Annotated in this window: 18 protein-coding genes; 12 read left to right on the top strand and 6 right to left on the bottom strand. The window is 73.6% G+C overall.

Going from position 1 to position 19739, the window contains the following annotated elements; translation table 11 throughout:
* The first annotated feature begins 153 nt into the window (after positions 1–153).
* The 6 genes from ACFYOB_RS32355 (at position 154) to ACFYOB_RS32330 (ending at position 8828) form a co-directional block, all read left to right on the top strand.
* The gene (locus ACFYOB_RS32355; protein ID WP_388566191.1) at positions 154–1455 is read left to right on the top strand and encodes a hypothetical protein; all 1302 of its coding nucleotides are present in this window, start codon (positions 154–156) and stop codon (positions 1453–1455) included.
* 40 nt (positions 1456–1495) lie between these two features.
* Complete coding sequence (locus ACFYOB_RS32350; protein ID WP_388566188.1) at positions 1496–2116, top strand: TetR/AcrR family transcriptional regulator; 621 nt, start codon at positions 1496–1498, stop codon at positions 2114–2116.
* A 190-nt stretch (positions 2117–2306) separates the two neighbouring features.
* Positions 2307–4610, top strand: coding sequence for a molybdopterin oxidoreductase family protein (locus tag ACFYOB_RS32345; protein ID WP_388566036.1), 2304 nt, complete (start codon positions 2307–2309; stop codon positions 4608–4610).
* A 73-nt stretch (positions 4611–4683) separates the two neighbouring features.
* Positions 4684–6192 carry a CitMHS family transporter gene (locus tag ACFYOB_RS32340; RefSeq protein WP_388566033.1) on the top strand — a complete coding sequence of 503 codons (1509 nt, stop codon included), beginning with the start codon at positions 4684–4686 and terminating at the stop codon, positions 6190–6192.
* 98 nt (positions 6193–6290) lie between these two features.
* The gene (locus tag ACFYOB_RS32335; protein WP_388566031.1) at positions 6291–7703 is read left to right on the top strand and encodes an aldehyde dehydrogenase family protein; all 1413 of its coding nucleotides are present in this window, start codon (positions 6291–6293) and stop codon (positions 7701–7703) included.
* Positions 7704–7748: 45 nt separating this feature from the next.
* Complete coding sequence (locus ACFYOB_RS32330; protein ID WP_388566028.1) at positions 7749–8828, top strand: Zn-dependent alcohol dehydrogenase; 1080 nt, start codon at positions 7749–7751, stop codon at positions 8826–8828.
* A gap of 111 nt (positions 8829–8939) precedes the next feature.
* On the opposite strand, the gene ACFYOB_RS32325 is transcribed toward ACFYOB_RS32330, so the two are convergent.
* Entirely contained in the window at positions 8940–9587 is a 648-nt protein-coding gene (locus ACFYOB_RS32325; RefSeq protein WP_388566025.1) for a TetR/AcrR family transcriptional regulator, read from the bottom strand.
* Between the two features lie 77 nt (positions 9588–9664).
* Between ACFYOB_RS32325 and ACFYOB_RS32320 the strand changes: the two genes are divergently transcribed.
* From ACFYOB_RS32320 to ACFYOB_RS32310, 3 genes are all read left to right on the top strand, one after another.
* Positions 9665–10816, top strand: coding sequence for an acyl-CoA dehydrogenase family protein (locus ACFYOB_RS32320; RefSeq protein WP_388566022.1), 1152 nt, complete (start codon positions 9665–9667; stop codon positions 10814–10816).
* Between the two features lie 60 nt (positions 10817–10876).
* The gene (locus ACFYOB_RS32315; protein WP_388566019.1) at positions 10877–11167 is read left to right on the top strand and encodes a YiaA/YiaB family inner membrane protein; all 291 of its coding nucleotides are present in this window, start codon (positions 10877–10879) and stop codon (positions 11165–11167) included.
* Positions 11168–11229: 62 nt separating this feature from the next.
* Complete coding sequence (locus tag ACFYOB_RS32310) at positions 11230–11907, top strand: TetR/AcrR family transcriptional regulator (protein ID WP_388566017.1); 678 nt, start codon at positions 11230–11232, stop codon at positions 11905–11907.
* Here ACFYOB_RS32310 and ACFYOB_RS32305 read toward each other — a convergent pair.
* On the bottom strand, positions 11898–12359 hold the full coding sequence (locus tag ACFYOB_RS32305; protein WP_388566014.1) for a MaoC family dehydratase: 462 nt from the start codon (positions 12357–12359) through the stop codon (positions 11898–11900). The genes ACFYOB_RS32310 and ACFYOB_RS32305 overlap by 10 nt on opposite strands.
* 108 nt (positions 12360–12467) lie before the next feature.
* Here ACFYOB_RS32305 and soxR point away from each other — a divergent pair, with 108 nt between their 5' ends.
* Complete coding sequence (gene soxR / locus ACFYOB_RS32300; RefSeq protein WP_328924894.1) at positions 12468–12911, top strand: redox-sensitive transcriptional activator SoxR; 444 nt, start codon at positions 12468–12470, stop codon at positions 12909–12911.
* Here the strand turns inward: soxR and ACFYOB_RS32295 are convergent.
* From ACFYOB_RS32295 to ACFYOB_RS32280, 4 genes are all read right to left on the bottom strand, one after another.
* A complete protein-coding gene (locus tag ACFYOB_RS32295) occupies positions 12892–13653 on the bottom strand; it encodes a 3-keto-5-aminohexanoate cleavage protein (protein ID WP_388566011.1) in 762 nt (253 codons plus the stop codon). The genes soxR and ACFYOB_RS32295 overlap by 20 nt on opposite strands.
* Positions 13650–14231, bottom strand: a complete 582-nt coding sequence (locus ACFYOB_RS32290) for a hypothetical protein (protein WP_388566007.1) — start codon at positions 14229–14231, stop codon at positions 13650–13652. Before ACFYOB_RS32290 ends, ACFYOB_RS32295 begins: the two co-directional genes overlap by 4 nt.
* A gap of 95 nt (positions 14232–14326) precedes the next feature.
* Entirely contained in the window at positions 14327–15628 is a 1302-nt protein-coding gene (locus tag ACFYOB_RS32285) for a serine-threonine protein kinase (RefSeq protein WP_388566005.1), read from the bottom strand.
* Between the two features lie 129 nt (positions 15629–15757).
* A complete protein-coding gene (locus ACFYOB_RS32280; protein WP_388566002.1) occupies positions 15758–16993 on the bottom strand; it encodes an exo-beta-N-acetylmuramidase NamZ domain-containing protein in 1236 nt (411 codons plus the stop codon).
* Positions 16994–17093: 100 nt separating this feature from the next.
* On the opposite strand from ACFYOB_RS32280, the gene ACFYOB_RS32275 reads away from it, so the two are divergent.
* Both ACFYOB_RS32275 and ACFYOB_RS32270 read left to right on the top strand, forming a co-directional pair.
* Positions 17094–17867, top strand: coding sequence for an SDR family oxidoreductase (locus ACFYOB_RS32275; RefSeq protein ID WP_388565999.1), 774 nt, complete (start codon positions 17094–17096; stop codon positions 17865–17867).
* Positions 17864–19708, top strand: coding sequence for a class I adenylate-forming enzyme family protein (locus tag ACFYOB_RS32270; protein WP_388565996.1), 1845 nt, complete (start codon positions 17864–17866; stop codon positions 19706–19708). The genes ACFYOB_RS32275 and ACFYOB_RS32270 overlap by 4 nt, the downstream gene beginning before the upstream one ends.
* Positions 19709–19739: the final 31 nt, after the last annotated feature.

Genomic DNA, 19739 nt, shown 5'->3' with positions numbered 1-19739 from the left:
GGCCCGGGCCCCTGGACGTGGGCCCACGTCCGGGATGCCAGGCCGGGGCCGGCGCGGGTCACTGCCCCGGGTGGGCCGGTGGTGACCTCCGTCGGGCCGGGCGCCGCCCTGGGCGCCGCCCCGGGCGGCGGTGGTGGCGGCGACGGCCAGGACGTGGTCCTTCACCCGGCCGATCCGCTCACCGCGCTCGCGCACGGGATCGGTTCCCAGCACGATCTGCCGATCTCTCCCTTCTACGCATTCGCCGGTGCCTTCGCCGCGCTCTTCATCTCCTTCCTCGCCCTCGGCCTGCTCTGGTCCACCTCCCGCTTCCAGGCCGACCGCTCGGGTCGCGCCCTGCCCGCCGCCCTCCAACGGGTGGCCGACGCGCCGGTCACCCGCACCGCCCTGCGCGGACTCGGGCTCGCCGCTGCCCTGGGGGTCCTCCTCCACCTCCTCCTCGGTCCCGACGACCCCGCGCGCAACCCCGCTCCCGGCGCCGTCTACGTCCTCTTCTGGGTCGGACTCGTCCCCGCCTCCCTCCTTCTCGGCCCCGTCTGGCGCCTGCTCAACCCGCTCCGCACCCTGCACCGCCTGCTCCGCCGTGCCCGGCATCGCCTCGACCCCGACCGCCCCCTTCCCCCGCGTCTCGGCCAATGGCCCGCCGCGGCCGGGCTGTTCGCCTTCACGTGGCTCGAACTCGTCGCTCCCGATCCCGCATCCACCACCACCCTTCTCGTCGCCCTCACCGTCTACGCCACCGCCCAGCTCCTGCTCGCCGCCCGCTTCGGCGAGCGCTGGTTCGACGACGGAGACGCCTTCGACGCGTATTCGGCCCTCCTGGCCCGCCTCTCCCTCCTCGGCCGTCGCAGCGACGGCCGCCTGGTTCTCGGTAACCCCTTCCACGGACTCGACGCGACACCCGAGCGGCCCGGACTCGTCGCCACCGTCTGCGTCCTGCTCGGCTCCACCGCCTACGACGGCTTCTCCGACAACCCTTCGTGGATCAACACCCTGCAGACCTCCCCTCTCGGCCGCACCCCCACGGCCACCCTCGGACTCCTCGCTTCCGTCGCCCTCGTCGCCACCCTGTACTGCATGTGCGCCGCGGCCACCCGCCTCGTCAGCGGACCGCACCCCCGCCCGCTGACCGCCTTCGCGCACTCACTCGTACCGATCGCGCTCGGCTATCTCACCGCCCACTACTTCTCCCTCCTGGTAACCGAAGGACCACGCACAGTAAGCATTGCAGCCGGCACTGACAACGCCCCCGAACCCGCCCCGCTCCTGGGTCCCGGCGGCCTCGCCGCCCTCCAGGTCGTCGCCGTCGTCACCGGCCACGTACTCGGCGTCGTCGCCGCCCACGACCGCTCCGTACGCCTCTTTCCGCCAGCGAAAGCGGTGGCCGGCCAGCTGCCGCTGCTCGCGCTGATGATCACGTACACCATCGGCGGGCTGAGCCTCCTGCTGAACTGAGGCCGGTGCTCCGCTCGACAGAGAACCGAGGAACGGCATGATGGACCCCGTGCCTCCCGCCCACTCCCTGCGCCGCGCTCCGATCCAGCAGCGCAGCGCCGACCGGCTCGCCCGGATCCTCGACGCCTGCGCCGAACTGCTCGACGAGACCGGGTACGAGAACCTCAGCACCCGCGCCGTCGCCCTGCGCGCCGGCGTGCCGATCGGCTCGGTCTACCGCTTCTTCGGCAACAAGCGGGCCATGGCCATCGCCCTTGCCCACCGCAATCTGGACCACTACGCCGACGGCATCGCCGACCGGCTCGCCGACCTCCCGGCCACGGACTGGCGGCCCGTCGTCGACGCGGTGCTGGACGAGTACCTGACCATGAAGCGCAGCGTCCCCGGCTTCGCGCTCGTCGACTTCGGCGTGCCCGCGCCGCCGCCCGACGGCCCGGAGGCCGACCCCAACCACCTGGTCGCGGCCCGTCTCACCGAACTGCTCTGCGCCCATCTCGGCCTGACTCCCGATGCCACCCTGGAGCGGGCCGTACTGGTCGCCGTCGAGGCCACCGACGCTCTGATCCAGCTGGCCTTCCGCGCCGACCCGGCGGGGGATCCCGGCATCGTCGCCGAGACCCGGGCGATGATGCACGCCTACCTGTCCCGCGTGCTGGACTGAACCCCGCCCCCTGGCTCGGGTCGCCCCCTGGCCCGGGCCGCCCCCCGGCCCTCGCCACTCTGCCGTCCGTCCGGCCCTTCCCGAACTTCTCGAAGGCTGCTCCCGCAGACCCCTGCCCCCCGTGCCTACCGGTCGGTATGCTCGGTGCCCCCGCGCCCCGCGCCGCAGCCAGCCGTCCAAGGAGGGCCCCATGCCCCGCACCGCCCTGCGCATCTGCCCCCTGTGCGAAGCCACCTGCGGCCTCACCCTCACCATCGGGGACGCCGCCGTCACCGGCGCCCGCGGCGACCGCGAGGACGTCTTCAGCCGCGGCTTCATCTGCCCCAAGGGCGCAGCCTTCGGAGCGATCGACTCCGACCCCGACCGGCTGCGCGCTCCGCTCGTCCGCCGTGACGGCAAGCTGCGGGAAGCCACCTGGGAGGAGGCCTTCGACGCGATCGCCGCCGCCGTCCCCGCCCTCGTCGGGGAGTACGGGGCGCAGACGGCCGGGGTCGTCCTCGGCAACCCGAACGTCCACACCATGGCGGGTGCCCTCTACCCGCCGCTGCTCCTCAAGGCACTCGGCACCCGCAACCTCTTCACCGCCAGCACGCTCGACCAGATGCCCAAACACGTCTCCAGCGGGCTGCTGTTCGGCGATCCCTTCGCCATCCCGGTCCCCGACCTCGACCGCACCGACTTCCTGCTGCTCCTCGGCGCCAACCCGGTCGAGTCCAACGGCTCCCTCTGCACCGCCCCCGACTTCCCCGGCAAGCTGAAGGCCCTGCGTGCCCGCGGCGGCACCCTGGTCGTCGTCGACCCGCGCCGCACCCGCACCGCCCGGCTCGCCGACCGCCACCTGGCGCCGCGCCCCGGCAGCGACGCGCTCCTGCTCGCCGCGCTCGCGCACACTCTGCTCGCCGAGAAGCTCGCCGCCCCGGGCGCGCTGGAGGAACACACCGAGGGCCTCGGGGAACTCGCCGCCGCGCTCGGGAGTTTCACCCCTGAGGCCGTAGCCCCCGCCTGCGACCTCACGGCGGCCGAGATCCGCACCCTCGCCCGCGACCTCGCGGCCGCGCCCACCGCCGCCGTCTACGGACGGATCGGCAGCTGCACCGTCGAGTACGGCACGCTCGCCAGCTGGCTGGTCGACGTACTGAACATCCTCACCGGCAACCTGGACCGGCCGGGCGGAGCTCTCTTCCCGCTCTCCGCGACGGCCCCCGCACCCAGGCCCGCCCGTCCTGGCAAGGGGTTCGCCCTCGGCCGCTGGTCCAGCCGGGTCAGCGGCCACCCCGAGGCCAAGGGCGAACTGCCCATCGCCGCCCTCGCGGAGGAGATCGAGACCCCGGGCGACGGGCAGGTACGGGTCCTGATCGCCATCGCCGCGAACCCCGTCCTGTCCGCACCTGACGGCGACCGGCTCGACCGGGCGCTGGCCGGCCTCGACTTCATGGTCTCCGTGGACCCGTACCTGAACGAGACCTCACGCCACGCCCACGTCGTGCTGCCCCCGCCGCCGCCGTCCCAGAGCGCGCACTTCGACTTCGCGTTCAACGGATTCGCCGTGCACAACCAGGCGCGCTACTCGCCGGCCGTCGTACCGCTTGAGGAGGGGCGGATGGACGAGTGCGAGATCCAGGCCCGTCTCGTGCTGGCCGTCTCCGGCATGCACGGCTCCGCCGCCCCGGACGCCGTCGACGAACTGGCCATCCGGGCCGCTCTTGCCAAGGAGACCGCGGACCCCCGCTCACGGGTGTACGGGCAGGACCCGGCGAGCCTCGCCGGCCTGCTCAAGGGCGGGAGCGGCCCCGAGCGGCGGCTCGACCTGATGCTCCGACTCGGGCCGTACGGAGACCGGTTCGCCGGTACTGACGAGGCCGACCCCGGCCCCGCCGACGCCGACGCCGAGGCCGACGCGGGGGCGCACGCCGAGGGGGAGGCGGCCATGTACGCGCTCAGCCTGGAGCGGCTGCTCGCGCATCCGCACGGCATCGACCTGGGCCCGCTGCGGCCCCGGCTCCCGGGCGTGCTGAAGACCCGCAGCGGCAGGATCGAGCTGCTCCCGGACCCGATCGCGGCCGAGCTCCCCAGGATGCGCGCGGCGCTCGCCGACCGCCCCGCGGCCCTGGTGCTCGTGGGCCGCCGCCATCTGCGGTCCAACAACAGCTGGTTGCACAACGTCCCGGCCCTCACCGGAGGTTCCAACCGCTGCACACTTCAGATCCACCCGCAGGACGCGGACCGGCTGGGACTGGCCGACGGCGGCCGGGCCAGGGTCACCGCCGACGGCGGCAGCCTGGAGGTGCCCGTCGAGGTCACCGACGCCGTCCGCACCGGAGTGGTGAGCCTCCCGCACGGCTGGGGCCACGACCGCGCCGGTTCGAGGCTCTCGGTCGCCTCCGCCACACCCGGCGTCAACGTCAACCAGCTGCTCGACGGCACCCGGCTCGACCCGCTGTCCGGCACGGCCGTGCTCAACGGCTTCCCCGTCGAGCTCACACCCCTGCCCTGAGCTGGGGTTTTGCTCGTATTGCTCACGCGCAGACGTCTTGTTGGCATAAGGAGGCGGCACCTACCTTCCCCCCATGCTGACCTTCCTCGGCTTTGCCATGATCGCGACGTTCCTGGTCCTGATCATGATGAAGAAAATGTCGCCCATCGCGGCGCTCGTCCTCATTCCCGCGCTCTTCTGCGTGTTCGCAGGCAAGGGTGCGCACCTCGGCGACTACGTCATCGACGGCGTCGGCAAACTCGCGCCGACCGCCGCCATGCTGATGTTCGCCATCGTCTACTTCGGCGTGATGATCGACGTCGGCCTCTTCGACCCGGTCGTACGGGGCATCCTGCGCTTCTGCAAGGCCGACCCGATGCGCGTCGTCGTCGGCACCGCCGTCCTCGCCGCCATCGTCTCGCTCGACGGCGACGGGTCGACCACCTTCATGATCACCGTCTCGGCGATGTATCCGCTGTACAAGCGGCTCGGCCTCAGCCTGGTGGTCATGACGGGCGTCGCCGCCACCGCCAACGGCGTCATGAACACCCTGCCCTGGGGCGGACCCACGGCCCGCGCCGCCACCGCGCTCAAGCTCGACGCCGCCGACATCTTCGTCCCGATGATCCCGGCCCTCGCGGTGGGCCTGCTCTTCGTCTTCGTCCTGGCGTACGTCCTCGGCGTGAAGGAGCGCCGCCGGGTCGGCCTCCTTGCCCTCCCCGTGGACAAGGACAAGGCCAAGGTCAAGGGCGAGAACAGCGGCAAGGACGCGGACGCGGACACGGACGTCCAGGAGGAGCCCGCGCCTGAGGTCGCCGCCGCGCTGGTGGCCGCCGGTACCGGGGCCTCCGCCGGCCCGGCCGCCGGTGCGCCGGGCGCTGCGGCCGGCGGCTCCGCCGCCACGGGCGACCGCCACGCGACGGGCGGCTCCGAGTCGGCCCCCGGCGTCCCCGAGGACGGCCTCCGGGGCCTCGACCCCCACCGCGCGACCCTGCGGCCGCGCCTGTACTGGTTCAACGCGGGCCTCACGATCGCCCTCCTAACCGCGATGATCATGGAACTGCTGCCCATCCCGGTGCTGTTCCTGCTCGGCGCCGCCCTCGCCCTCACCGTCAACTTCCCGCACATGCCCGACCAGAAGGCCCGGATCGCCGCCCACGCCGACAACGTCCTCAACGTCGCGGGCATGGTCTTCGCCGCCGCCGTCTTCACGGGCGTCCTCACCGGCACGGGCATGGTCAAGCACATGGCCGACTGGCTCGTCGGCGCCATCCCCGAGGGCATGGGCCCCCACATGGCCCTGGTCACCGGCCTGCTCAGCCTGCCGCTCACCTACTTCATGTCCAACGACGGGTTCTACTTCGGCGTGCTCCCCGTCCTGGCCGAGGCCGGAGCCGCCCACGGGGTCTCGCCGCTCGAAATCGCCCGCGCCTCCCTGGTCGGCCAGGCCCTGCACATGTCCAGCCCGCTGGTTCCGGCCGTCTACGTCCTCGTCGGCATGGCCAAGGTCGAGTTCGGCGACCACACCCGCTTCACCGTGAAATGGGCGGCCCTGACCTCTCTGGTCGTCCTCGCGGCAGGGATGCTTTTCGGCATCATCTGATTCCGGCCGTCGCTGGCCTTCCGAAAACTACCGACGCTAGTTTGTAGGGTGTCGACGACGTCAGGTCTACGCGCTGGTGCGTGCTCGGGAGGATTGCCATGAAGGCCCACGACGGGATGTACATCGGCGGCGAATGGCGGCCCGCCGCCGGACGCGACCGGATCGAGGTCGTCAACCCGGCCGACGAGCTGGTCATCGCCTCGGTTCCGGCCGGCACCGCCGACGACGTGGACGCCGCCGTACGCGCGGCCCGCGAGGCCTTCCCCGGCTGGGCGGCCACGGCTCCGGCCGAGCGGGCAGCGCTGATCGGCGCGCTCCGCGACGTGCTGATCGCCCGCAAGAGCGAGATCGCCGAGCTCATCACCACGGAGCTCGGCTCTCCGCTCGGCTTCGCGGAGATGGTCCACGTCGGCGCGCCGATCGCCGTGGCCTCCTCCTACGCCGAACTCGCCGCCTCGTACGCCTTCGAGGAGCGGATCGGGAACTCCACCGTGCTGCTGGAACCGGTCGGTGTGGTCGGAGCCATCACGCCCTGGAACTACCCGCTGCACCAGGTCGTTGCAAAGGTGGCGCCCGCTCTCGCCGCCGGCTGCACCCTCGTCCTCAAGCCGGCCGAGGACACCCCGCTGACCGCACAGCTCTTCGCCGAAGCCGTGCACGAGGCGGGCATCCCGGCCGGAGTCTTCAACCTGGTGACCGGCACGGGTCCGGTCGCCGGCCAGGCGCTGGCCGCGCACGAGGGAGTCGACCTCGTCTCCTTCACCGGCTCGACCGCTGTCGGCAAGCAGATCGGCGCCACCGCCGGTGCCGCCATCAAGCGGGTCGCCCTCGAGCTGGGCGGAAAATCGGCCAATGTCATCCTGCCCGGGGCCGACCTGGCCAAGGCCGTCGCGACCGGCGTCGGCCACGTCATGAACAACGCCGGCCAGAGCTGCAACGCGCTCACCCGCATGCTCGTCCACCGGGACCAGTACGAGGAGGCCGTCGCGCTCGCAGCCGCCGCCGTCGCCACGTACCCCACCGGCGACCCCGGCGACGCGGCCACCCGCCTCGGCCCGGTCGTCAACGCCAAGCAGCACGCACGCGTGCGCGGATACATCGCCAAGGGCATCGAGGAAGGCGCCCGCCTCGTCGCCGGCGGGCCCGACGCACCGCACGCACGGGGCTACTTCGTCGCCCCGACCGTGTTCGCCGACGTCACACCCGACATGACCATCGCCCAGGAGGAGATCTTCGGCCCGGTGCTGTCGATCCTCTCCTACGAGGACGAGGAGGACGCTCTGCGCATCGCCAACGGCACCGTCTACGGCCTGGGCGGCGCCGTCTGGGCCGCGGACGAGGAGACGGCCGTGGCCTTCGCCCGCCGCATGGACACCGGGCAGGTGGACATCAACGGCGGCCGCTTCAACGTGCTCGCGCCCTTCGGCGGGTACAAGCAGTCGGGCGTCGGCCGAGAGCTGGGTCCGCACGGTCTGGCGGAGTACCTCCAGACCAAGTCGTTGCAGTTCTAAGCTGTCCTGCCAGTTCCGAGCCGCCCCGATCCGGAGAAGACGACCATGGTCCGCGCCGCCATCCTGCCCGCCGTCGGAGCCCCGCTGGAGATACGGGAGATCGTGCTGCCCGATCCCGGCCCCGGGCAGGTCCGGGTCAGGCTCACCGCAGCCGGGGTCTGCCACTCGGACCTCTCCCTCACCAACGGCACCATGCGAGTTCCCGTTCCCGCCGTCCTCGGCCACGAGGGCGCGGGTACGGTCCTCGCCGTCGGCGAGGGCGTGACCCACGTCGCCCCCGGCGACGGGGTCGTGCTCAACTGGGCCCCGTCCTGCGGGGAGTGCCACCACTGCTCCATCGGCGAGGTCTGGCTCTGCGCCAACGCGCTCACGGGCGTCGGGGCCGTCTACGCGCACGACGCCCAAGGCACCGAGCTGCACCCGGGGCTGAACGTGGCCGCGTTCGCCGAGGAGACCGTCGTCGCGGCCAACTGCGTGCTGCCCGCACCCGCCGGGATCCCGCTCGCCGAGGCCGCCCTGCTCGGCTGCGCGGTCCTCACCGGCTACGGCGCCGTCCACCACAGCGCCCAGGTCCGCCCCGGCGAATCCGTCGCCGTCTTCGGTGTCGGCGGTGTCGGCCTGGCCGCCCTCCAGTCCGCCCGGATCGCACAGGCGGGCCCGGTCATCGCCGTCGACGTGTCCCCGGCCAAGGAGGAACTGGCCCGGGCGGCGGGAGCCACCGAATTCGTGCTCGCCTCCGACACCACCGCCAAGCAGATCCGTTCGCTCACCGGCGGTCAGGGCGCGGACGTCGCCGTCGAATGCGTCGGCCGGGCGGAGGCCATCCGCGGAGCCTGGGAGTCCACCCGCCGCGGCGGCCGCACCACGGTCGTGGGCATCGGCGGCAAGGACCAGCAGGTGACCTTCCACGCGCTGGAGATCTTCCACTTCGCCCGCACCCTGACCGGCTGCGTCTACGGCAGCAGCGACCCCGCCCGCGACCTCCCGGTGATCGCCGAACACGTCCGCGCGGGCCGTCTCGACCTCGGAGCCCTGGTCACCGACCGCATCACGCTCGACGGCATCCCGGCCGCCTTCGACGCCATGCTGGCGGGCAAGGGCGGCCGCTCCCTGGTCGTCTTCTAGCCCGTCTCCCGCCGGGTGCGGGCCGCCGCGCGCAGGGCCTCCCCGTCGCGCGGCTCCCGCCCCGCCCCGCCCGCCCCGCCCCGCCCCGCGACGCGGGACACGCGCCCGGCCTCAGGGAACGTCGTGCGCCAGCGCCTCGTACTGCAGGGAGAGCCCGTCCAGCAGCGCCGCCAGGCCCGTTTCGAAGGCGCCCTCGTCCACCTCGCGCTGGCGCTCGGCCAGCAGATGGGCCTGGCCCAGGTGTGGATAGTCCGCCGGGTCGTATGCCGTCTCGTCGTCCACGAAACCCCGGGCGAAGGACGCCACCGCCGAGCCGAGGATGAAGTACCTCATCAGCGCGCCGATCCGGGTCGCCTGAGCCGGGGGCCAGCCGGCCGCCGTCATCGCGCCGAACACGGCGTCCGCCAGCCGCAGGCCCGCCGGGCGGCGGCCCGGCCCCCGCGCCAGCACCGGCACGATGTTCGGATGGTCGGACAGGGCGTCCCGGTACGAGTGGGCCCAGGCGTGCAGAGCGCCCCGCCAGTCCGGGCCGGGAGCCTCGAACATCGACAAGTCGACCCGCGCGCTCACCGCGTCCGCCACCGCCTCCAGGATCTCGTCCTTCGTGCGGAAGTGGTTGTACAGGGACGGGCCGCTGACCCCCAGCGCGGCCGCCAGCCGCCGCGTCGAGACCGCCTCCAGCCCCTCCGCGTCGACCAGCACGGCCGCCGCCTCGACGATGCGGGCTCTGCTGAGGAGAGGCTTGCGCGGTCTGGCCATGCGCCACATAGTAGGGCCTGCCCCGCATAAACTACCGGTGCTAGTTAACGGCCGGACGAGAAGCCCGGAGGTGCCCGGTGAACCTGGAGCTGAGCGAGGAGCAGGAGGCCGTACGCCGGCTCGCCCGCGAGTTCACCGAGCGCGAGGTCGCCCCGTACGCGGCCGAGTGGGACCGCGCCGAGAGCGTGGACCGGGCCATCGTGAAGAAGCTCGGGGACCTCGGCTTCCTCGGCCTGACCGTCCCCGAGGAATACGGCGGCTCCGGCGGCGACCACCTCTCCTACGTCCTGGTCACCGAGGAGCTCGGCCGCGGCGACTCCGCCGTGCGCGGCATCGTCTCCGTCTCCCTCGGCCTGGTCGCCAAGACCGTCGCGGCCTGGGGCACCGAGGAGCAGAAGCACGCCTGGCTGCCCCGCCTGTGCTCCGGGGACGCGCTCGGCTGCTTCGGCCTCACCGAGCCCGGCACCGGCTCCGACGCGGGCAGCCTCACCACCCGCGCCGTGCGCGAGGGGGACTCGTACCTGGTCAGCGGCAGCAAGATGTTCATCACCAACGGCACCTGGGCCGACGTCGTCCTGCTCTTCGCCCGCACCGGCGACGAACCCGGCCACCGAGGGGTCTCCGCCTTCCTCGTTCCCACCGACACGCCCGGCCTCACCCGGCGCGAGATCCACGGCAAGCTCGGCCTGCGCGGCCAGGCCACCGCCGAACTCGCCCTCGACGGCGTCCGCGTCCCCGCCTCCGCGATGCTCGGCCCGGAGGGCAAGGGCTTCTCGGTCGCCATGTCCGCGCTGGCCAAGGGCCGGATGTCGGTCGCCGCCGGCTGTGTCGGCATCGCCCAGGCGGCGCTCGACGCGGCCGTCTCGTACGCCGCCCAGCGCGAGCAGTTCGGCAAGCCGATCGCCCACCACCAGCTGGTCCAGGAGCTGATCGCCGACATCTCGGTCGACGTGGACGCCGCCCGCCTGCTCACCTGGCGGGTCGCGGACCTCATCGACCGCGGGCGGCCGTTCGCCACCGAGTCCTCCACCGCGAAGCTCTTCGCCTCCGAGGCCGCCGTCCGGGCCGCGAGCAACGCCCTCCAGGTGCACGGCGGTTACGGTTACATCGACGAGTACCCGGCCGGGAAACTGCTGCGCGACGCCCGCGTGATGACCCTGTATGAGGGCACCAGCCAGATCCAGAAGCTGCTCATCGGCCGGGCGCACACCGGGGTCTCGGCCTTCTGAGTACGCGCATGAGTATCCGCGCGGATGTGGGCCCCGCCACATCCGCCGGATGCTGTGGCCATGAACGAGACACCGGTCAAGCAGCAGAACACGGGGGCGTACTACGGCCAGGCCGTCGCCTCCTTCGGCGTCGCGCTGAGCGCGGTGGCCGTCGGCATCTACAACCTCGACGCGGACGCGTGGGTGCGGGGGTTCCTCGGCATCGCCGTCCTCTACCTGACCACCTCGGCCTTCACGCTCGCCAAGGTGATCCGCGACCGGCAGGAGGCGGGCCAGATCGTCAGCAGGGTCGACCAGGCCAGGATGGAGAAGATCCTGGCCGAGTACGAACCCTTCCAGCCGAAGCCCTAAGCGCTTGCTCACCCTCCGGTAAGGTGTTCACTTCCACACGGCGAAGAGGGTGAGTGCGAGCGATGGACAGCGCGGAGGAGACGGTCGGCGGGTACCAGCCGTGGTCGGAGGTCACCCCCGACGCCGCGCGGCGGCTGCTCGTCGCCGCCGTCGACGCGTTCGCCGAGCGCGGGTACCACGCCACCACCACACGTGACATCGCGGGCCGCGCCGGCATGAGCCCGGCCGCGCTCTACATCCACTACAAGACCAAGGAAGAGCTGCTCCACCGGATCAGCCGGATCGGCCACGACAAGGCCCTGGAGATCCTCACCACCGCGGCCGACGGCCCCGGCCGCGCCGCCGAGCGGCTCGACGCCGCCGTACGGTCCTTCGTGCGGTGGCACGCGGCACACCACACGACCGCGCGCGTGGTCCAGTACGAGCTCGACGCTCTCGCTCCGGAGCACCGCTCCGAGATCGTGGCACTGCGCCGGCGGAGCGACGCCGCCGTGCGCCGCATCCTCACCGACGGGGTCGCGGCGGGGGAGTTCGACGTCCCCGACGTGCCGGGCACCACCCTCGCCGTACTGTCGCTCTGCATCGACGTGGCCCGCTGGTTCAGCGCGGCCGGGCAGCGCACACCCGACGAGGTCGGCGCGCTCTACGCCGACCTCGTGCTCCGCATGGTGGACGCGCGCCCCCGGAGCCGCAACCAGTCGGCCGCCGGAAGCGGTGAAGCGGTCCGGGATCAGAAGTAGTAGCGGGACACCGACTCCGCGACGCACACCGGCTTGTCCCCGCCCTCGCGCTCGACCGTGACGGTCGCCGCGACCTGTACGCCGCCCCTGGCCTCCGTGACCTCCGTGATCACGGCCGTGGCCCGGAGCCGCGACCCGACCGGCACCGGCGCCGGGAAGCGCACCTTGTTCGTCCCGTAGTTGATGCCCATCTTCATGCCCTCGACCCGCATGATCTGCGGCACCAGGCTCGGCAGCAGGGACAGGGTCAGGTAGCCGTGGGCGATCGTGGAACCGAAGGGTCCGGTAGCCGCCCGCTCCGGGTCCACGTGGATCCACTGGTGGTCGCCGGTCGCGTCCGCGAAGAGGTCGATCCGCTTCTGGTCCACCTCCAGCCACCCGCTGGGCCCCAGCGGCTCGCCCGTCCCGGCGTGCAGCTCCTCGGCGGACGTGAAGATCCTCGGCTCGGCCATGCCCTGCTCCTGCCTCTCACTCACGGATAGCGCTGGGCGAATAAGCGCTTGCTCAGCATGCTGGGACCGTATGTGTATGTCAACGGACCTCCGACTACCCTCGGCGGGGTGCCGCAGATTCCCGAGAAAATCCACGAACTCACCGTCGGCCAGCTGTCCGCCCGCAGCGGCGCAGCCGTCTCCGCGCTCCACTTCTACGAGACCAAGGGCCTGATCAGCAGCCGCCGCACCTCCGGCAACCAGCGCCGCTACACCCGCGACGCGCTGCGCCGGGTGGCCTTCGTGCGCGCCGCCCAGCGCGTGGGCATCCCGCTGGCCAGCATCCGCGACGCACTGGCCCGACTTCCCGAGGAGCGCACCCCCAACCGCGAGGACTGGGCCCAGCTGTCCGAGGCCTGGCGCGCCGAACTCGACCAGCGCATCGCCCAACTCGGGCGCCTGCGCGACCACCTGACGGACTGCATCGGCTGCGGCTGCCTCTCGCTGGAGAACTGCGCACTGTCCAACCCCGACGACGTCTTCGGCGAGAGGCTCACCGGCTCGCGGCTGTAACACCCGTCCCGGCCCGCGCCCCGGCCTCCCGCTCCCACACCGCCCGGGCCGCCGCCACCAGTTCGGCATTCGACCGCGCCGGGCGCCCGTCCGGCAGGTGCAGTACGTCCCCCACGCCGGTCCGCCCGCCCGTACCGCACCGCGCGGCCAGCCGCAGCACCGGCCAGGCGGCGGCCTCCCGCCCGTACAGCAGCAGTGCCACCGGCGGCAGCCCGCGCAGCCCGGCCACCAGGGCCGGATCGGCAGTCGCGAGCTCCACCGCGAGCCGGACCCGCCCGGGGGTGCGCACCGGCCAGGCCAGGAACCGCGCCATCGGCTCCGGCCCGGCCGGTCCGCCCAGCGGCACCACCGCCTCCACCGAAACCCCCCGCGCCAGCAGCGCCCCGGCCAGCTCCCCGGCCCCCGGCTCCGCGAAGCTCACCGCCGCCCGGTCCGGCAGCACCGACCAGGACCGGACCCGCTCCAGCCGCTCCGCCGGATCGGGTTCGGCCCCGATGCTCGCGTCCACGCACAGGGGTACGCCGACCCCTGCGCCCCGCAGCGCCTCCAGCACCGGCCCGACCACCCGGGGCGACAGGCTCTGCCGGCCGCACGGGGTCCGCGGGTGCACCAGTACCTCCCCGGCCCCGGCGGCGATCGCGTCCAGCGCCGCCTCCGCCAGGTCCTGCGGGGACATCGGCACGGCCGGGCCGTCGGCGGCGCTCCGGGCGCCGTTCAGCGACACCGTCGGCGCGGGCCTCACGCGGCCCCCGCCGTCGGGGTGTCCGCCAGCGCCGGTCTCGGCACCACGATCCCGCAGCCCCCGCACACCGGACCGTCCCAGGCCCAGGCCCCCTCCCAGGCGCCGACCGAGGCCGCGGCCGGCCACCGCAGCTCCTCCTCCCCGCAGACCGGGCACGCCGTCCCCGGCGCCGACTCCAGCGCGTTCACCAGACGCCGCAGCACCTCGCCCAGCGCCCCCTCCGGCCGCACCCCCGGATCCGCGCACCGCACCACCGCGTCCCCGCTCCCGCCCCACGCCCACTCCGGCCGCCGCAGGCCGTGGTGCTTCTCCCGTCTGCGCCGCTCCGCGAACTGGCGCTCGTACTCCAGCCAGACCGCCCGCGCGTCCTCCAGCTCCTCCAGCGCGGCGACCAGCCTCAGCGGATCCGCCCCCCGGTCCTCGGGGGCGATCCCGTGCCGGTCACACAGGTGCCACCACGTGGCCCGGTGCCCGTACGGGGCGAACCGCTCCAGGCAGCGGCGCAGGGAATGGCGCCGCAGGGCCCGGTCGTTGCGCGCGTCGCGCACCTGGTAAGCCAGACTCCGGAATCCCGCCATCGCACCTTCACCTCCGCAGATGTGCCCAACATGCCCGGCCGGGGCCGGGCGCATGCGGGGGCGGTCGAGGCGTGCGGGTGGCACATGGCCGGAACTCAGCGCCCCATGCGCCCCGCGGTAACCACCAGCCGGGCCAGTTCCTCGTGGCAGATGTCGCTGTGCGCCCCCGCGGGGGCTCCGCCGCGCCGCACCACCGAGCCCGCGTCCACGCTGACACAGCCGGTCGCGGGCACCCCCTCGCGCAGGGCCGTGTCGAGGGCCAGCCGGGGCGTACCAGGTACGGCCTGCACCCCGTCGTGCCCGATGGCGCCCCAGCGCTCGTCGAAACCCAGAAGTCCGGCCGAATCCCCCGCCATCCGGGAGGCCATCGGGTAGAACACCCGCAGCGAGGTGTCGTGCGGGGAATGGCACGCCACCACCGGTCCGTCGACCTTGCGCTGGAGGCCGCCGAGGGCGCCGCCGCGGCCCCTGTCGTGCGGCAGCCGGTCACAGAACGCGTAGTGGGAGAAGGCCCCCTGGAGCAGGGTCAGGGACTTCACGTACCGGGCGCCGTCGGGCACGGCGCGCAGCGAGAAGGAGACCAGGCGCGCCCCGAAGCTGTGCCCGATCAGATGCACCCGCAACTCCGGGCGCTGCCGCGCGAGCTCCGTCAGCACCGGGCCGAGACCGCGCTCGCCGACGACCCCCGCCCGCTTCTTCATCGCGTAGTACGTCGCCTGCCGCAGCAGCTCCTTGGCGCCGTTCCACAGGGTGCGCGGTACGCCGCCCAGCACCAGGTCCCGCTCGGCGGCGGCCCCGGGCTGCGCGCCCGCCTCCAGCAGGGCGCGCGTCAGGGCCCGGCACACCTCCAGGACGTCCTCGGCGAAGAGCGAGGGCACCGGCGGCGCGGCCGCCGTCGTCACCGCGTCCACCCCGGCCAGTTCCCGTACGAGGGCCCCGAACTCGATGAACGCGGCCTCCGCCTCCGGCCGCTCCTCCAGCAGCTCGGCCACCCGGTCCAGCTCCGCTTCCCGCCCGGGCCAGAACTCTCCGAGCGCCTGCCGGGTGCCGGGGTCCAGCGCCGTGCCGAAGCCGGGCTCCGCGAGCACGCCCGATGCCTCGAAGTCCGGTATCGGCTCGTCGGAGAAGCGGATCGAGGGCCATACGACGCCCACGTACCCGAGCCGCACCCCCGGCCCCACCAGCTCCGGGAAAGGGGCGAAGAACCGGTCGTAGAGCCGGGTCGACGTGGACCGTTCGCTGTTCCAGCCGTGCGCGAAGACCAAGAGGTCCGTGGCCTCCATGCGGGACACCGCGCCCTGTGCGGCCCGGTCCACGTCCCCCTCGGAGTCGAAGGCGAGCTCCGCGTACGGCCCGACCCCGATCCCGGCTGCGCCTCGCACCGCGATGTCCGCCATGACGTCCCCCTCCACGCCGTCCCTCCGGTGGATCCAGCATCCTGCTGTCGCCCCCGCCCGGCCAGACCCGTGACGTCACCGGCTCACCTGCTTACCGGCCCACCACTCACCGGCCCACCGCTCACCGGCTCACCCGTAGAGCAGGTACTCCCCGCGCACCGCCTCGAACCGGGCCAGCCCGGCCGCCCAGTCACCGGCGATCTCCTCCACCCCGGCCCCCGCGTCCACGAGCCTGCGCACCCGGTCCGAACCCGTCAGCCTGTCGATCCAGTGGTCCGTGCGCCAGGCGAAGCCGCTCCACGTCCGCCGGGCGGTGACCAGCAGCCCGATCCCGGCCCGGACCGGATCGAAGGCCTCCCGGTCGTGCACGATCAGCCGGACCCCGCCGCACACCTTGCCCACGTGCTTGGAGAACGTGGGCGTGAAGTACGCCTCGCGGAACCACACCCCGGGCAGCCCCAGCGCGTTGGCCGCCTCGGCCCACCGCCTGTCGACGCCTTCCGCGCCCACCACCTCGAAGGGCGTGGTCGTCCCGCGCCCCTCGGACAGGTTCGTCCCCTCGAACAGGCAGGTGCCGGCGTACGCGAGGGCCGTGTCGGGGGTCGGCATGTTCGGGCTCGGCGGCACCCAGGGCAGCCCGGTCTCGCCGAAGAAGGACCCGCGCCGCCAGCCGGTCATCGCCACCGTGCGCAGCTTGACCGGACCGCCGGCCAGGAACTCGCCGTTGAAGAGCAGGGCCAGCTCGGCCGCCGTCATCCCGTGCGCGAGCGCGATCGGCTCCCGCCCCACGAAGCTCGCGTACGGCCGCTCCAGCACCGGCCCGGCGGCCCGTCGGCCGCCCACCGGATTGGGCCGGTCCAGGACCACCATCGCCTTGCCCGCGAGGGCGGCCGCGCGCATGCAGTCGTAGAGCGTCCAGATGTAGGTGTAGAAGCGTGCCCCGACGTCCTGGATGTCGAAGACGACGGTGTCGATCCCGGCCGCCGTGAACACGTCCGCGAGCCGCTGCCCGCTCTTGTCGTACGTGTCGTGGACGGGCAGCCCGGTCGCCGGATCCCGGGAGGCCCCCTCGGAGCCGCCCGCCTGCGCCGTCCCGCGGAACCCGTGCTCGGGGCCGAACACGGCGACCAGGTCCACCCGTTCGTCCGCGTGGAGCACGTCGACCAGGTGGCGGGCGTCGGCGGTGATCCCGGTGGGGTTGGTGACCACCCCGACGCGCTGCCCGGCGAGTTCGGCGTACCCGCCCGCCGCGAGCCGCTCGAAACCGGTCCGCACCCGCCCCGCCCGTGGGGAGGCCGCCCCCACGGCCCCCGCCGCCCCCATGGCCCCCGCCAGTCCCAGTACCCCGCGTCGCGACAGCGTCATCCCGCCACGCTACGAGGCGAACCCCTTCCGCTCGGACATACCGACCGGTTAGTCTGCCCGCCATCCAGTACGCCGGCCCCTACGTCCGGCCGCACGAGAGGTGATCCCCGTGAGCGAGTACCAGGACCAGCGAGTCGTCGTCACCGGCGCGGGCGGCGGCATCGGCGCCGCCCTCGCGCACCGCTTCGCGGCCGAGGGCGCCACGGTGGTGGTCAACGACCTCGACGCGGCCAAGGCCGCCGCCGTGGCGGGCGCCATCGGGGCTCGGGCGATCCCGGTGCCGGGCGACGCGTCGGCGATCGTCGCCGAGGCCCGGGACGCCCTCGGCGGCGGGATCGACGTCTACTGCGCCAACGCCGGACTCGCCTCGGGCGGCGACGCGTTCGCCGACGAGGCCGTCTGGGAGGCGGCCTGGGACACCAACGTCATGGCCCACGTCCGCGCGGCCAGGCTGCTCCTGCCCGACTGGCTGGAACGGGGGAGCGGCCGCTTCGTGTCCACCGTCTCCGCCGCCGGGCTGCTGACCATGATCGGGGCGGCGCCGTACAGTGTCACCAAGCACGGTGCGCTCGCCTTCGCCGAATGGCTCTCGCTGACCTACCGGCACCGCGGTGTCCTGGTCCACGCCATCTGTCCGCAAGGGGTGCGCACCGACATGCTGACGGCCGCGGGATCGGCGGGCGACCTCGTCCTCGCGCCGACCGCGATCGAGCCGGAAGCGGTCGCTGACGCACTGTTCGACGGCATGGAGAAGGGCCGGTTCTTGATCCTCCCGCACCCCGAGGTCGCGGACTTCTACGCCGCCCGCGCCACCGAACCGGACCGCTGGCTGAGCGGTATGAACCACATCCAGCAGAGGTGGGAGAGCCGGTGAGCTCCGCGTACGCCGCCCAGCCCTGGCTCGGGCTGCTCAGCCCGGCCCAGCGCGCGCCCGTCGCGCCGGCGCCGACCGTGCTGCACCTCTTCCGGGAGGCCGTGGCCCGGGCCCCCGAGCGCACCGCGCTCGCCTATTTCGACGGCCGCACCGACTACGCCGAGGCCGACGCGCTGTCCGACTCCGTCGCCGGCCACCTCGCGGCGCACGGCGTCGGCCGCGGGGACCGGGTCGCCGTCATGCTGCAGAACACCCCGCACTTCGTGCTCGCCGTCCTCGCCGCCTGGAAGGCCGGGGCCGTCGTCGTCCCGCTCAACCCGATGTACAAGGCCGGCGAGGTCGGGCACATCCTGCGCGACTCCGGGGCCGCCGCACTGGTCTGCGACGGCCGCGAGTGGACGGCGTACCTGCGCGAGGCCGCGCGCGGTACGGACGTGCGCGTCGCCCTGACCGCCCGCGACCGGGATTTCCAGACCCGCGACGACGCGCGGCTCTTCGCCCCGGCGGCCGTACCGGATCCGCGCCGGGCGCCGGACTCCCTGGTGGGCCCGGCCCCGGACTCCGTGCCGCACCCGGCCCCGGACTCCGTGCCGGACCCGGCCCCGCACCCCGCGCCGCACCCGGCCCCGCGCCGGGCCCCGCACCCCGCGCCGCACCGGGCCCCGCACCCCGCGCCGCACCCGGCCCCGGACTCCGCGGCCGGCCCGGCGGGCCCGGCGGCCGCCGACCTCACGACCGTGGCCCGCCAGGGCCACCCCGCGCCGGACGATCCGAACCTCACCGCCGCCGACACCGCCCTCATCAGCTACACCTCCGGCACCAGCGGCACCCCCAAGGGCGCCATGAACCCGCACGGCGCGCTCACGTACAACGCCGTCCGCCAGGTCACCGGCCACCCGGTCCCCGAGGGCGCCGCCTACTTCGCCCTCGCGCCCCTCTTCCACATCACCGGCATGGTCTGCGAGCTCGCCGCCTGCTTCGCCAACGCCGGCACCCTCGTCCTCGCGCACCGCTTCGATGCCGGAGTCGTGCTCGACGCCTTCCTGGAGCACCGCCCGGCCTACACCGTCGGACCGGCCACCGCCTTCATGGCCCTGGCAGCGCACCCCGCCGTCACCCGGGACCACTTCGCCTCGTTCCAGGTGATCTCCTCCGGCGGAGCCCCGCTGCCGCCCGCGCTCGTCGAACGCCTCCGCGCCGCCTTCGGCTTCTACCTCCGCAACGGCTACGGCCTCACCGAGTGCACCGCCCCCTGCGCCTCCGTCCCCGCGCACCTGGAAGCCCCCGTCGACCCCGCCTCCGGCACCCTCTCCGTCGGACTGCCCGGCGCCGAGACCGTCGTGCGCATCCTCGACGAGCGGGGCGCCGAGGTCGCCTTCGGCGAGACCGGCGAGATAGCCGTCCGCGGCCCCCAGGTCGTGCCCGGCTACTGGGGCCTGCCCGCCGACACCGCCAAGGCGTTCCCGGACGGCGAACTGCGCACCGGGGACGTCGGGTTCATGGACGCCGACGGCTGGCTCTACGTCGTCGACCGCAAGAAGGACATGATCAACGCCTCCGGCTTCAAGGTCTGGCCGCGCGAGGTCGAGGACGTGCTCTACACCCACCCCGCAGTCCGCGAGGCGGCCGTGGTCGGGGTTCCGGACCCCTACCGCGGGGAGAGCGTGAAGGCGTACGTCAGCCTCCGCCCCGGCACCTCGGCGGAGCCTGCAGAACTGTCCGCCTACTGCGCCGCGCGGATCGCCGCGTACAAATACCCGCGCCAGGTGGAGATCCTGCCTGTCCTTCCGAAGACCACCAGTGGCAAGATCCTGCGACGGGAACTGCGCGATCGCGGCTGAAAACAGTCGGACGGTCGTACAGGAGGAATGG

Origin of the sequence: Streptomyces sp. NPDC006463 (genome assembly GCF_042870715.1) — a bacterium.
Classification (GTDB): domain Bacteria; phylum Actinomycetota; class Actinomycetes; order Streptomycetales; family Streptomycetaceae; genus Streptomyces.
This window is presented reverse-complemented; position numbering and strand designations above follow the sequence as displayed.

What these genes read in the sequence shown, in the direction of transcription:
- ACFYOB_RS32350 (WP_388566188.1), top strand. Translation starts at nt 1,496, where the DNA reads ATGGACCCCGTGCCTCCCGCCCACTCCCTGCGCCGCGCTCCGATCCAG.
- ACFYOB_RS32345 (WP_388566036.1), top strand. Translation starts at nt 2,307, where the DNA reads ATGCCCCGCACCGCCCTGCGCATCTGCCCCCTGTGCGAAGCCACCTGC.
- ACFYOB_RS32340 (WP_388566033.1), top strand. Translation starts at nt 4,684, where the DNA reads ATGCTGACCTTCCTCGGCTTTGCCATGATCGCGACGTTCCTGGTCCTG.
- ACFYOB_RS32335 (WP_388566031.1), top strand. Translation starts at nt 6,291, where the DNA reads ATGAAGGCCCACGACGGGATGTACATCGGCGGCGAATGGCGGCCCGCC.
- ACFYOB_RS32330 (WP_388566028.1), top strand. Translation starts at nt 7,749, where the DNA reads ATGGTCCGCGCCGCCATCCTGCCCGCCGTCGGAGCCCCGCTGGAGATA.
- ACFYOB_RS32325 (WP_388566025.1), bottom strand. Translation starts at nt 9,587, where the DNA reads ATGGCCAGACCGCGCAAGCCTCTCCTCAGCAGAGCCCGCATCGTCGAG.
- ACFYOB_RS32315 (WP_388566019.1), top strand. Translation starts at nt 10,877, where the DNA reads ATGAACGAGACACCGGTCAAGCAGCAGAACACGGGGGCGTACTACGGC.
- ACFYOB_RS32310 (WP_388566017.1), top strand. Translation starts at nt 11,230, where the DNA reads ATGGACAGCGCGGAGGAGACGGTCGGCGGGTACCAGCCGTGGTCGGAG.
- ACFYOB_RS32305 (WP_388566014.1), bottom strand. Translation starts at nt 12,359, where the DNA reads ATGGCCGAGCCGAGGATCTTCACGTCCGCCGAGGAGCTGCACGCCGGG.
- ACFYOB_RS32290 (WP_388566007.1), bottom strand. Translation starts at nt 14,231, where the DNA reads ATGGCGGGATTCCGGAGTCTGGCTTACCAGGTGCGCGACGCGCGCAAC.
- ACFYOB_RS32285 (WP_388566005.1), bottom strand. Translation starts at nt 15,628, where the DNA reads ATGGCGGACATCGCGGTGCGAGGCGCAGCCGGGATCGGGGTCGGGCCG.
- ACFYOB_RS32280 (WP_388566002.1), bottom strand. Translation starts at nt 16,993, where the DNA reads ATGACGCTGTCGCGACGCGGGGTACTGGGACTGGCGGGGGCCATGGGG.